The 12944-nt window shown below is 61.9% G+C and carries 9 protein-coding genes; 3 read left to right on the forward strand and 6 right to left on the reverse strand.

Annotated features, from left to right (window positions below; all coding sequences use genetic code 11):
* Positions 1 to 95: 95 nt before the first annotated feature.
* From WDM86_01325 to WDM86_01335, 3 genes are read right to left on the reverse strand one after another with little or no spacing between them, the layout of a single operon-like run.
* The gene (locus WDM86_01325) at positions 96 to 1208 is read right to left on the reverse strand and encodes an ABC transporter permease (protein MEI9988651.1); all 1113 of its coding nucleotides are present in this window, start codon (positions 1206 to 1208) and stop codon (positions 96 to 98) included.
* Positions 1209 to 1210: 2 nt separating this feature from the next.
* The gene (gene rbbA / locus WDM86_01330; protein ID MEI9988652.1) at positions 1211 to 4003 is read right to left on the reverse strand and encodes a ribosome-associated ATPase/putative transporter RbbA; all 2793 of its coding nucleotides are present in this window, start codon (positions 4001 to 4003) and stop codon (positions 1211 to 1213) included.
* Positions 4000 to 5133 carry an HlyD family efflux transporter periplasmic adaptor subunit gene (locus tag WDM86_01335; protein MEI9988653.1) on the reverse strand — a complete coding sequence of 378 codons (1134 nt, stop codon included), beginning with the start codon at positions 5131 to 5133 and terminating at the stop codon, positions 4000 to 4002. Before WDM86_01335 ends, rbbA begins: the two co-directional genes overlap by 4 nt.
* Positions 5134 to 5267: 134 nt before the next feature.
* Between WDM86_01335 and WDM86_01340 the strand changes: the two genes are divergently transcribed.
* From WDM86_01340 to WDM86_01350, 3 genes are all read left to right on the forward strand, one after another.
* The gene (locus WDM86_01340) at positions 5268 to 5891 is read left to right on the forward strand and encodes a TetR family transcriptional regulator (protein MEI9988654.1); all 624 of its coding nucleotides are present in this window, start codon (positions 5268 to 5270) and stop codon (positions 5889 to 5891) included.
* A gap of 941 nt (positions 5892 to 6832) precedes the next feature.
* The gene (locus WDM86_01345) at positions 6833 to 8839 is read left to right on the forward strand and encodes a TonB-dependent siderophore receptor (GenBank protein MEI9988655.1); all 2007 of its coding nucleotides are present in this window, start codon (positions 6833 to 6835) and stop codon (positions 8837 to 8839) included.
* 59 nt (positions 8840 to 8898) lie between these two features.
* The gene (locus WDM86_01350; GenBank protein MEI9988656.1) at positions 8899 to 10134 is read left to right on the forward strand and encodes a PepSY-associated TM helix domain-containing protein; all 1236 of its coding nucleotides are present in this window, start codon (positions 8899 to 8901) and stop codon (positions 10132 to 10134) included.
* Here WDM86_01350 and WDM86_01355 read toward each other — a convergent pair.
* Genes WDM86_01355 through WDM86_01365 form a run of 3 tightly spaced genes read right to left on the reverse strand, consistent with a single transcriptional unit; the run spans position 10095 to position 12926 of the window.
* A complete protein-coding gene (locus WDM86_01355) occupies positions 10095 to 10838 on the reverse strand; it encodes a hypothetical protein (GenBank protein MEI9988657.1) in 744 nt (247 codons plus the stop codon). The two genes, WDM86_01350 and WDM86_01355, sit on opposite strands and share 40 nt — an antisense overlap.
* Positions 10835 to 11749 carry an aminotransferase class IV gene (locus WDM86_01360; GenBank protein MEI9988658.1) on the reverse strand — a complete coding sequence of 305 codons (915 nt, stop codon included), beginning with the start codon at positions 11747 to 11749 and terminating at the stop codon, positions 10835 to 10837. The genes WDM86_01355 and WDM86_01360 overlap by 4 nt, the downstream gene beginning before the upstream one ends.
* Before the next feature lie 16 nt (positions 11750 to 11765).
* Positions 11766 to 12926 (reverse strand): Xaa-Pro peptidase family protein, encoded by a 1161-nt coding sequence (locus WDM86_01365; GenBank protein MEI9988659.1) that lies wholly within the window; start codon positions 12924 to 12926, stop codon positions 11766 to 11768.
* Between the last annotated feature and the right edge of the window lie 18 nt (positions 12927 to 12944).

The raw sequence follows: 12944 nt of genomic DNA on the forward strand, positions 1-12944 counted from the left end.
CCAGAACTCGCGGACATTGAGATCGCTAAATCCAGATTGACGCTGATCGCGCTGCCTTGCTTCGGAACCATTATGTGGCACATCGTGCTGATCTCCTATTGCAGAAATCGTCTAAAACGCTGCAACGAAATAAAGAACAAGATCGTCCCGATCGCGGCAAGCCACGCAAATTCTGGCCAGACGATATCGAAACCAGCGCCTCGGAATAGAATAGCTTGCCCCAAGATCACGAAATGCGTGTTGGGTGCAGCCAGCATCACATATTGGATGACGTCTGGCATGCTTTCGCGCGGTGTCGTGCCCCCAGACAATATTTGTAACGGCATCAGAACCAGCATCAGCAGAAGGCCGAATTGCGGCATGGTACCGGCGACCGTTGCGAGGAAAATCCCCAAACAGGTCGTGGCGAAAACGTCCAACGCTGCGCCTATCAGGAAAAGAGGGATCGAGCCCTGTATCGGCACGGCCAGCAGTCCTTGAACGATGAACGTAAGCGAGAATGCAGTGGCAAGAAGCACAACCAGCCCCATCGACCAGACCTTGCTCGCCATGATATCGATCGGCGTCACCGGCATGACGAGCAGGTGCTCGATGGTTCCATGTTCGCGCTCCCGTATCAGCGCGGCACCGGTCAGGATGATTGCCAGCATGGTGATCGACGAAATGACGTTGGTGATGGCGCCGAACCAGCCCTTGTTGAGTTCGGGGTTGAAGCGAGACCGTAGATCCAGATCGACCGGTGGAGGCGCCGCGGAACGGTGGCGATCCAAAAACTCGTCAACTTGGCCGGTAACGATGGCTTGAACGTAGCCGCCGCCGGTGAAGGCCTGCGATATGCGGGTTGCATCGACATTGAGTTGGATCGTCGGCGAACGGCCGGCAAGCAGGTCACGTTCGAAATTGGGCGGAATATCCAACGCGAAAGTATCCATACCGGCGTCCATGCGCCTGTCCATTTCCGCCTGGGAAATGAGCCGGGGCACGGCGAAATAGGGCGGATAGAATGCCGTAATGATGCGTGACGACATCGGCGACTGGTCTTCGTCGATGATCGCGATTGCCGCGTTGTTGAGAGTCTCGGGGACGGCTTTCGACGCCGTGTAGATCGACAATGTGAAGGAATAGATGATCAGCACCACCAGCATGGGATCACGCAGGAGGCCGCGCAATTCCTTGATTCCAAGTTGCGCGATATTGTCAAAACGCATGGCTAGCGAGCCTGCTTTTTGAGAAGAGCGGCGCCAATGCCAAGAAGGACGGGAATGGCGATGAGCATCGGGATGAAGGTGCTCGCGAGGTCTGTGAACCCCAGCGCCTTGGAGAAGGTGCCACGCGAAATTGTCACGAAATATGTCGTCGGATAAATTCTTCCAATGAAGGCGCCAACGCCCTGGAGCGACGACACCGGATCGATCAGTCCGGAATATTGGACGGCGGGAATGAGCGTGAGCAATGCGGTTCCGAATATGGCCGCGATCTGGCTGCTCATGAAGCTCGAGATCACCAGGCCCATGCCGGTCGTGACGATCACATAGAGAAACGCCCCGGCGGCAAATGTGGCAAAACTTCCCGTAAACGGGACGCGAAAGATGTATACCGCAACGCCCGTCAACAATAGAAAATTGAACATGGCAAGCGCGACATAGGGAATCTGTTTGCCGATCAGGAATTCGAGCTGTGTGGTGGGCGTCACATAGAAATTGATGATGGAGCCAAGCTCCTTTTCGCGCACCACGCTGAGAGCGGCCAGCATCGCCGGGATCATCAGCAGAAGGAGCGGGATGACGGCCGGCGCCATGGCCACGAGACTTTCGACATTGGGGTTATACCGGTATCGAATCTCAAGCTGGAAGTTGCCGACGACTGCGGCGTCGCCATAGAGCTGACGCGCTTTCTGGGTCAGCCACTGCGCATGCAGCGCCTGCACATAGCCGCTCACGGTTTCTGCCCGGACGGGCATGGCGCCGTCGATCCAAGCGGCGATTTGGACGTTGCGGCCGCGCGCAACGTCACGCCCGAATTCGGGGGGGATCTCGATCGCTAGACTCAGTTCGCCATCACGCATGCGCCGGTCGAGATCGGCATAGTCCGTGATCGGGGCCTTCTCGGTGAAATAGCGCGACCCGGCAATCTCCAGGATGTAGTCGCGACTGACGGTTGTGTCGTCTCGGTCAAGGACGGCAAAAGGCAGATTTTCCACGTCCATGTTGATCCCATAGCCGATTACGAACATCAGGATCACCGTGCCAAGCGTTGCCAGGGTTGCACGAATGGGATCGCGGCGAAGTTCGAGCGTCTCGCGGCGCGCGTAAGCCAGCAAGCGGCGCAGGTCGAAAAGGCGCCGGACGCCACCCGATGGCGGACGCTCATTGCGAGCAGTTGCTGGCCCCGACGAGCGGCCCGTGCTTCTCGCGATAGTGGCCGATGCCGCCGCGGTCTCACCAATGGCGTCTTGAAGATAGGCGATGAAGGCTTCTTCCAGCGTTGCGGACGATCGATTCCGTATGATCGCGGCGGGCGCATCGCTTACCAATACGCGCCCCGCATGCATGAGCGAAATGCGATCGCAACGCTCAGCCTCGTTCATGAAGTGCGTCGAGACAAAGATCGTCACGTTATCCTTGCGCGAGAGGTCCGACAGAATCCGCCAAAATCCGTCGCGCGCCACGGGATCGACGCCGGACGTGGGTTCGTCCAGGATCAAAATGTCGGGAGAATGAATCATCGCGACCGCCAGCGACAGTCGCTGGCGGATTCCGAGCGGCAACGCATCGGGTAGGGAGTCCAGGACGTCGGTGAGATTGAAACGACGTGTTACTTCAGTGATCCGCGCTGGAATGGCGTCGGGTGCCATATGGAATAAGTGGGCGTGCAGGTCGAGGTTTTGCCGGACGGTCAGTTCGGAATAAAGAGAGAAGGCTTGGGACATGTAACCGACCCGCTGGCGTACGGCTATGTCATTTGCGTCCACCTCTCGACCGAATAGTTTGGCGCTGCCCTGCGTGGCAGGCAACAACCCGGTCAGCATCTTCATGGTCGTTGTCTTGCCGCAGCCGTTCGAGCCGAGAAATCCGAATATTTCTCCGCGCGCGATACGGAAGCTCACATCGTCGACGGCGGTGAAATCGCCAAAACGCATCGTGAGATGCTCGGCTTCGATCGCGGGCTCCCCATCGCCGTCCGGCAGCCGGGGCGGAATGACCACCTCGGTGTGCCCTTTGCGCTCGTCTTCCGGCAACAGAAGAATAAAGGCCGCATCAAGATCGGGGGCGTGCGTCTGCTCCAGAATCTCTGCAGGCGTACCTGCCGCGAGCACCCGCCCGGCATTCATTGCGACCAGATAATCGAAACGGGCCGCTTCCTCCATGTAGGCGGTCGTGACGATGACGCTCATGCCGGCGCGGTTGGCCCGGATGCTGTCGATCAGTTCCCAGAATTGGCGGCGCGACAGAGGATCGACGCCGGTCGTCGGCTCGTCGAGAATCAGAAGATCGGGATCGTGGATCAGCGCGCAACAGAGACCCAGCTTCTGCTTCATGCCGCCGGAAAGATTGCCGGCAGGTCGATTCGCGAACGGTGCGAGGTCCGTGCTGTTCAGCAGATCGTCGATGCGATTTTCGCGTTCCTGCTTGTTCTGTCCGAAAAGCCGTCCAAAAAAATCGACGTTCTCGAATACCGAAAGCGTCGGATAGAGGTTCTTGCCGAGACCCTGAGGCATATAGGCGATCCGCGGACATGTCAGGCGTCTGTGCCGGACGTCGCCCATGTCGCCGCCGAGAACCTCGACACGCCCGTCCTGAATGACGCGCGCGCCGGCGATCAGCGCAAGAAGACTGGATTTTCCGACGCCATCCGGCCCGATCAGACCCACCATGCGCCCGGAGGGGATATCCAGGGTAACGGCCTCAAGCGCACGGGTCTTGCCGTAAGAAAGCCCGACATTTCGCAGCCGCGAGACCGGCGTCGGCGCAAGCGGCCCATCTCCAACTGCGGAAACACTCATCGTGCAACGGGTCCACTGAGCTTTGCCGGCCAAGGAACCCGCGGATCAAGACGAACATAGGCCATTCCCGGAAGGCCTGTTTTGACCTGCGTGATGTACTTGCGAAGAAGCTCGGGAGCGATCCGCGCCTTCACCCGGAACATCAACTTCAGCCGTTCTTCCTCGGTTTCGACGGTCTTGGGGGTGAACTGAGCAACGTCAGCTACAAAGCTGACTTTCGCCGGAATCACGTATTGGGGCGCGGCATCAAGCACAAGACGCACATCGGTTCCGATGGGAACCCGTCCGGCCTGTTCCGCCGGCAGGAAGAAGGTCATGTAGACGTCACTTAGGTCGACGAGATTAAGAACGCGTCCCCCAGCGGCAAGAACCTCGCCCGGTTCGGCGACCCGGTATTGCACGCGACCGTCGCGGGGAGACCGAAGCACGCTGTCATTGATATCGGCGGAGATGCTTTGGATCGCTTCCCGCGCCGCATCGACGGCCGATCGCGCGTCGATAACCTGTTCCTTGGCGGTCGTCACCGCCGCGGCGGCGGCAGCGACCTGGGCCTGTGCTGCATTGACTGTCGCGACCGCGCCCTGAGCGTTTGCACGATCGTCGTCCAGCACTTGGAGCGCAACGGCATGATCCCTCGCCAGCCGCTCCGATCGGGCCAACCTTCTCTGCGCCGCGTCGAGCTCCGCGTCTCGCTGGGCCACGGTGGCGATCGCCGCGAGCCTATTGGCTTCCTGTTGCGCCACCTGGCTGGTGGCAGTATCCACCCCGATGATCTCACGCTGCAGCTGCGCCATCGCTTGGCGGCGCTGTGCTTCCAACTGTGTGGTATCCATGCGAGCGAGTACTTCGCCGGCCCGGACGAAATCGCCCTCATTGGCGAGCACTTCGCTGATCCGCCCGGGAATTTTGGCGGAGACGTCGATCTCGATCGCTTCAATGCGGCCGTTGCCGCTGGCGATGCCCGCTGGCAGATCGCCGCTTGCCAGTGTCAGCCAACCAAGATAGCCACCTCCCAGGAGGACGACAAGCGCGGCGACAAAAACCACCGGCCGCTTCCGGATTTTTTCGAATGAGCGATGGGCAAAAGTGGAGGCCGTTCTCGCCTGAACCGCCCCATTTTCCACCGTCATAAACGCTCTCCAAAATCAACTCAGCAATAGAAACCATATCGCCCGGCGCGGCCTTTGATCTTGATCAACCGCTGTTGACCGGCGAGATGCAATGTTTTCTTGATTGTTAGCATTTGCTTTTTTGTGAGGACGACTTGCGCCGGACAAAAGCGGCAGAATCCAAGACTACGACTCGTGACCGCATACTGGAGGCTGCGGCATCGCGGTTTGCCGCGCATTCTTACGAGAATACTGGGCTGCGGGATATTGCGGCGGATGCCGGCGTCGATGTCGCCTATGTCCATCGCTGTTTTGGCTCAAAGGCACAACTTTTTGCCAAAGCTGTTCAGGCGACAATCTCTCATCACACCATTCCCCTTGGCACTGCGAGCGATCTCACAATCTATTTTGCAAGATTATTGTTTCAGCGCGACGGCGCAAAGTCCGCCAATAAAGTCACTGCTCTCGATATCATGCTTCGCTCTCTTTCGAGTCCGGATGCGATGCCGGTTCTGCGCAAATTCGTCCTGGACAATTTTGTCATGCCGCTTGCAGGAAGGTTGCCGGATCCGGCCGAGAGCCGGGCCGCTTTGGTTGCGGCTTTTCTCATGGGGATCGGAATCTTAAGGCGCATTCTGCTCGTCAAGTCGCTGCGCGAACCTGCAGGCGACCAAGTCGAAGAGCTTGTCACAAAGATTTTTGGCTATCTCTTGGAAGGGTCGGATTTGTGCGGATCGACGACCGCGGGCGTTCGGGAATACGGCAAACAAAAATCCTAGGCTCTGCGCTATCTTCACAAGCCCGTCGATTTTGTTCTGCTCCATAGCGACGAGCATGTGCCGACGAATCCGGTTGAGAGGCTCGCCTCGCAGGGCGGAAGCGTCGACTGGTTTCGGTTTTGTTGCAGGGCCACGAAAATCCCGATCCGAAAAAAGCCAACCAATATCGGCGCTGGCGTGCGCTGCAGCAATTGACCAATCCCTGATGAGCGAATCCTTCGGGGAGGAGGAACGGAATGAACATGCACAAGAATGCATGCCAGCTCGAACTGCGAGAACTGGCGTTCTGGTAGCCCGCAAGTGTAACGCAACCGGGGCGAGAATCAGCTCTTTTCCAGCCCCATTTGCGCATACGCCAGCTAGCGTAAGCCATTGAAATCGTTGGATAGCCCCTGGTAGGGGTTACAGGTTCGATCCCTGTCGCGCACACCACTTCACTCACTTGGCAAAATTATCGTCCGTCTACTGTCTATCAAAAGGGATCGGAGACGAAAGATTCTGCGACTGAGATGCATTGACAACGTCCTGGACTAACCGCTAGATGCAAATAATTCGCACTCTCAGGGGCGGGCAATACGATGGCGATGAAATTTCCCATCCCGCCGATGGCCGAGCTTGGGTATCCGGGCCGGTCCCAGGACGACTGACAAGTCAGACGGGGCGTTTTCATGGCATGGCGGCAGCATCGGAGTAATTCCCGGGTTCTCTCCCAAATTCCGATCCTTATTTCGACACATGAAAGTTCATGCCGACGTGCCGAATCCGGCCGCCACGCACGACAGCCTCTATTGCCCGTCGACAGGAATGCGGCGTCCGTCCGCAACAGCAATGCCGCGCCGCGCGGCCACGGCGCAATGCTTCGAGTCTGCGGAGCGCTTCTGGCAAGCGCTGCGTTTCTTGCGCTCGCGACGCCGGCCTCGGCCGACACCATAGAAACCGTCGTGGTCAGCGCGCCCCACTACGTGCCGAAGCAGACCAACGACGCGACCAAGATGGACGTGCCGCTGATCGAAACGCCGCAGGCCGTGTCGGTCATCACCCGCGACCAGATCGACCTGCTCAACTGGCAGAACCTCGGCCAGGCGGTGCGCTACACCGCCGGCATCACCGGCGAGAACTACGGTTCGGATGAGCGCTACGACTGGCTGACGTTGCGCGGATTCAATCCTGTCGAATTCATAGACGGTTTGCAGGCGCCCGTCGGCTCGGTGTCGAGCGCGGGGGTCGACCTCTACGGCTTTCAGACCGTCGAAGTCCTGAAAGGCCCATCGTCCACGCTTTATGGCCTGGCGCCGCCGGGCGGCATCGTGAACGTGGCGAGCCGCCGTCCGCAGGCGGATTTCGGCGGCGAGGCGCAGATTCTCTATGGCGAGTACAGCAACCTGCAACTCGCTGGAGACGTCACCGGCGCGCTGGACGATGACGGCGAGTTTCTCGGCCGCATGACGGCGCTCGGCTATACGCGCGGCACGCAGACCGATGGGGTGCGCTCGAACCGCGTCTATCTGGCGCCGTCCTTCACCTGGAACATCGCGCCGGATACCTCGCTCACGCTGCTGAACTACTTCCAGTACGACAATGTCCGCGGCGACGGCGGCGGCTTCCTGCCGATCTACGGCGTGGCGCTGCCCAATCCGCTGGGCAAGGTTCCGACCGACACCAATCTCGGCGACACGAAGTACAACGACTATCGCCGCGCCCAGTTCGGCACCGGCTACGAGTTCACGCATCAATTCAGCGACTGGCTGGGCTTCACGCAGAATTTGAAATTCTTCGGCAGCGACGCCCATATGCTCGACGTCTATGGCGCGGGTCTTCTCGATGCCAATGGCGATGGCGTGCCGGACGATTACCGCACGGTCCAGCGTTACAACTTCCCGTTCAACGAAAACGTCCAGTCGTTCAACGTCGATAACCGCCTGGCCGCGACGTTCGATACTGGCCCCGTCTCGCATCGGTTGCTGGCCGGTCTCGATTATCGAAATTACATGGACGTTTCGTCCAACGGCTTCTCGCTGGCGCCGCCAATTGACCTGTTCCATCCCCAGCATGTGCAGCCGATCACGACGCCGTCGATGGCGCCCTATGCGCATGAGCGGCAGAACCAGACCGGTCTCTACGCCGAAGACGAGATGAAGCTCGACCGCTGGGTCCTTACGCTTGGCGGCCGCAATGATTGGCTGAGCGAAACCAACACCGGCACCAAAACGGATACCGCCCACTTCACCTATCGCGCCGGCTTGAACTATGTGTCCGACATCGGGCTGGCGCCCTACATCGCCTATGCGACATCGTTCCAGCCCACATCCGGCGCGGATTTCGAGGGTCATTCGTTCAAGCCGACCTCCGGCAACCAGATCGAAGGCGGCGTGAAATTCCAGCCGACCTTCCTGCCGCAGAACGTGAACGCGCTGGCCACGGCCGACGTCTACCGGCTGGTGCAGAACAACGTGCTCACGCCGGATCCCGATCCGACGCATCCGTTCTTCAGCGTGCAGGCGGGCCAGGTGCGCGTGCAGGGCTTCGAGCTGGAGGGTGTGGCGCGCATCTTCGATCGCATCAGCCTGAACGCATCCTACAGCTACACGGACTCCAAAGTGCTGAAGAGCAACGGGGCCGACCTCGACCAGCAGCTCACCATCGTGCCGCGCAACAAGATCTCGGGCTATGCGGACTACACCCAGCAGACCGGCCTCTTTGCCGGCCTGGGCGCCGGCTTCGGCGTCCGCTACACCAGCGATTACTACGGCAACGCGGCCAATACGCTTCGCTCGCCGCCGGTAGCCCTGTTCGATGCCATCCTGCACTACGACACCCAGGACTGGCGCCTGCAGGTCAATGCCAGCAACCTGCTCGACCGGACCTATCTGTCCCGTTGCAGCGACGTGACGCAGTGCTTCTATGGTCTGCGCCGGGACGTTACGGTTACGCTCAGCCGGAAGTTCTGAACCGGCGGGCGGCAGGCCGCCGGACGGCATGTCAGGCTTCCCGCCCTGCGAGCCCACCAATGCCGAACGCTGCCGCACCGACCCTGCCTTCCGATCCGCGCGCAAGGTTCGCCCGGCAAGCCGCGGTGCACAACGCGCTGGTCTGGTTGCATCGCTATTCCGGTCTGGCGATCCTGCTGTTCTTGATCTCCGCTGGCGTGACCGGCAGCGTTCTCGTGTTCCGCACGCAACTCGATGCCGTGCTCAACCCGGACCTGTTCGATGCCGATACGGCGCATGTCACCGCCGCACCTGCAGCGCTCGCCGACGCGATGGCCCGCGCGCATCCCGGCTGGCGCATCACCCAGGCACCGCTGACGATCGAGCCGGGCCGGTCGCTGGCCCTGCGGGTGGCACCGGCGCGGCGCGGCAAACCGCTCGGCTATGACGAGGTCTTTGTCGATCCCCTGGACGGCCATGTCCTCGGCACACGCCAGGTGACGCCCGGCTGGGGCCGGCGCGGGTTTGTCGAGGCGATCTATCAATTCCACTTCAACCTGCTGGCGGGCACGTTCGGCCGCTGGTTCATGGGCGCGGTGGCGATTCTGTGGGTACTGTCGAACCTCATCGGCCTCTATCTGACCTTTCCGCGCAGCCGGCCGTTCTGGAAGAACTGGGGCCAGATGTGGCTCGTCCATCGCAACACACGGCTGGCGCGATTCTGCCTGGAACTGCATCGCGCCGGCGGGCTGTGGCTGTTCATCGGCTTCCTCGTCCTGTCGATCACATCGGTCGAGATGAATTTCTACGACGAGTTGTTCGTGCCGTTCACAAACGCGGTGTGGGCGCACGAGCCAACGCCGTTCGACAGCGCGCCCGTGGCGCGGGACGCGCCGCCCGTGCTGACATTCTCCCAGGCGTTACGCCTCGCCGAACCGCTGGTGGCGCGAGATCATCCCGCGTGGGTTGCGGCTTTCGCGACCTATGGACCGCAAAGCGGTCTCTACAGCGTGTCGTTCATCCGGCCGGGCACCGACACCTATTCGGCGCTGGGCCCCGTGGCCTACTATCTCGACGGCTGCAGCGGTGATTTCGTCTATCGCGACGACCCCTACAACGATGGTACCCGCGGCGCCTTCATGCGTTCGCTCTATCCTCTTCATGCCGGACGTATCCTCGGCTGGCCGACACGCTATCTCGTGCTGCTTCTCGGGATCGCCGTGACGGTGCTTTCGATCACCGGTCTTTATGTCTGGTGGCGGCGGCGTTTTGGAATTCAGGCACCGCCAATCTTCCAGCGCGCCAGCCGCTCGTAATACGGATAGGCCGCGTCGGCGACCGCCGCCAGCGCGGGCGACAGCTTTTGAGGGGTCGTTCCCTGCCGGGACACAAAGCCGGTCGACCGCTCCACCTGATCGTACCAGGCCGGTGCCCAGACGCCGTCGCTCCCCCGACGGCCCTCGGGCCAGTGCAGCATCTTCGCACTGAATGCGATCCCGATCGCGGAACAGAGCGCTTTCAACTGAAACTCCGGCGCGGCGGATATGTCGGATGCGTCGATCACTATCGGCGCATGCCCGAGGCGGTCAGCTTCGGCGTCGAACAGTTCCGCCTGCCTTACGATGCCGATGTCCGACAGCGTGGCTTCGCCCCGCTTGTCCTTGTACGAGGCGACGACGTCATCCGGCCGCCGGATCAGGAAGACGTTGCAGCAGGCCGACATCCAGCCTGTCCCGATCTCGGGCAGCATGTGATGGGTCATGTGTTTTTGATAGAAGATCGGCGCGCCATGGGGACTTGGGCCGAGCAGCGCGGCTTCGACGTCGCGCCAATCGTTCGGCTGGCTCTTCAGGACCTCTTCGCGCATCGGGTGGTCGGCGCCGCTGAGCGCGAGATAGGCGGCATAGAATGGCTCGTCGACCACCGCGGTGTCGTCGCGATTCTCGAAGGCGCGCATCATCGCGGTCGAGATGTTGCGCGGGCCGGACCACATGGCGATGCGCAGCGGCTGCGTGCTCATGTCTTCGCGGCCTCGGCATCCTTCAGCTCGGCATAGGCCGCGCGGAGCCGGGACGTGACCGGCCCGGGCAGCGCCGCGGGCAGCACGCGTCCGTCGATCTCGCGGATCGGCGTCAGCCCGCCGAACGTCCCGGTGACAAAGGCTTCGTCGGCGTCGCGCGCCTTGTCCGGTGCGAAGCTCCCGAGCGCGATGCTGATCCCGTGCACCCGGCACAGCGCGATGACATTGGCGCGCGTGACGCCGTTAAAGCAGAAAAGACCGGTCGAGGTGTGCACGATTCCGTCCTTGACGAAAAAGAAGTTCGTGGCGTTGCAACTGGAGACGAACCCATCCGGATCGAGCATCAAGGCTTCGTCGGCGCCGGCACGGATCGCCTCCTGCAGCGCGAGGATGAGATTGAGCCGGCTGTGCGAGTTCAGCCGCATGTCGAACATGTGCGCCGGCGTGCAGCGGATCGAGACGGTGGCGAGCGACAGCCCGCGCGTCGCCAGCTTCGGACTGGGCTCTTTGCGCTCCGCCAGGATGACGATGGTGGGTCTGCCGAGCGCATTGCGCGGATCCTGGTTGGCGGCCGATTTGGGTCCGCGCGTGATCATCAGCCTGAGATGAACGCCGTCCTCGAACCGGTTGGCCTTCAGCGTCCGCCAGATCTCGGCCACCAGCGTCTCGCGGCTCAACCCGATGTCGAGCCCGATCGCCGCGGCCCCGGCGAACAACCGGTCCAGATGCGCGTCGAGGAAGAGCAGGGCGCCCTTGTGCAGGCGAAGGCCTTCCCAGATGCCGTCGCCGACGACGAAGCCGGCATCGAATACCGAGACCTTCGCCTCGGCGCGCGGCACCAGCGCACCGTTCAAATAGATCAGCGCCGACTCATTGGCGGGATCGTTCTCGAAGTCCTGGCTGCCCGGCATCGCACGCTCTCCGTCGTCAAACGAACGCCGGCGCGTTCGCGAACGGCGCGTCCAGGCTGTGCGACGGATGCGTGAACCAGCGCGGCCCCTGCTCCGTCATGTAGAAGTGATCCTCAAGCCGTACGCCGAATGCCTGCGGCACGACGATCATCGGTTCGTTGGAAAAGCACATGCCGGACGCAAGCGCCGTGCGGTCGCCGCGCACCAGGTTCGGTGCTTCGTGGATGTCGAGCCCGATGCCGTGGCCGGTGCGATGGGGCAGCCCGGGCAGACGATAATCCGGACCCAACCCCGCCCCGGCGATGACGGCGCGCGCCGCCGCATCGACCGATTCGCAGGACGCGCCGAGCCTCGCCGCCCCGAACGCCGCGGCCTGCGCGTCCTTCTCCAATTGCCAGATCTGCCGCACGCGCGGCGGCGGCTCGCCGAAGACATAGGTCCGCGTGATGTCCGAATTGTAGCCGTCGATCTGGCAGCCCGTGTCGATCAGGACGACGTCGCCTTCGCGCAGCGCGCGGTCGCCTTCGCCGCCATGGGGCAGCGCGCTGTCGGCGCCGAACGACACGATGCAGAACGTACTGCCGGAGCCGCCCAGCGCGCGATGCTCGGAATCGATGAAGCGCGCGACCTCCGACGTCCGCACGCCTGCGGTCAGGCTTTTCCAGGCACGGCGCTGCACTTCGAGCGTGATCGCCTTGGCACGGGTCATGAGCGCGATCTCGGCGGCCGATTTGCGGCTCCGCAAACCGTTGATGAGCGGCCCCGCGTCGCCGATGCGCTCGGGCGACAGAACGCGAGCCAGTCCGAGATAAACGAACAGCGCGACTTGGTCGTCGAGGCCCACGCGCGCGCCGGGCTTGAGCCGCGACGCGATCAGGGCGTAGGGGTTTTCTTCTTCCTCCCAGGTGAGGATATCGCCCGTCACGCCGACGGCGCCGGACACTTTGGACCGTTCGAAGCCGGGGCAGACATATTCCAGCGCGCCGCCCGCATGCACGATCGCGCCAGTGAACCGCTCCGACGGCGACCACGCCAGGCCGGTGAAATAGCGCAGGCTCTTGGTGGACCCGAGCAGGATGGCCGCAAGCCCGGCCTCGTCCATCCGCGATCGCAGCGCCGCCAGTCGCACCTGTCGTTCGGCAGGGCCGATGGGGGCGGGGTTGTTCGCGGCCGTCATGCATGTCTCCGAAGGCGT

The sequence above is a fragment of the Rhizomicrobium sp. genome (assembly GCA_037200045.1).
In the GTDB taxonomy this organism is placed as follows: domain Bacteria; phylum Pseudomonadota; class Alphaproteobacteria; order Micropepsales; family Micropepsaceae; genus Rhizomicrobium.

Bases quoted from the DNA above. Each gene is read 5' to 3' on its own strand.
- WDM86_01325 (MEI9988651.1), bottom strand. From the start codon at position 1,208: ATGCGTTTTGACAATATCGCGCAACTTGGAATCAAGGAATTGCGCGGC.
- rbbA (MEI9988652.1), bottom strand. From the start codon at position 4,003: ATGAGTGTTTCCGCAGTTGGAGATGGGCCGCTTGCGCCGACGCCGGTC.
- WDM86_01335 (MEI9988653.1), bottom strand. From the start codon at position 5,133: ATGACGGTGGAAAATGGGGCGGTTCAGGCGAGAACGGCCTCCACTTTT.
- WDM86_01350 (MEI9988656.1), top strand. From the start codon at position 8,899: ATGCCGAACGCTGCCGCACCGACCCTGCCTTCCGATCCGCGCGCAAGG.
- WDM86_01355 (MEI9988657.1), bottom strand. From the start codon at position 10,838: ATGAGCACGCAGCCGCTGCGCATCGCCATGTGGTCCGGCCCGCGCAAC.
- WDM86_01360 (MEI9988658.1), bottom strand. From the start codon at position 11,749: ATGCCGGGCAGCCAGGACTTCGAGAACGATCCCGCCAATGAGTCGGCG.
- WDM86_01365 (MEI9988659.1), bottom strand. From the start codon at position 12,926: ATGACGGCCGCGAACAACCCCGCCCCCATCGGCCCTGCCGAACGACAG.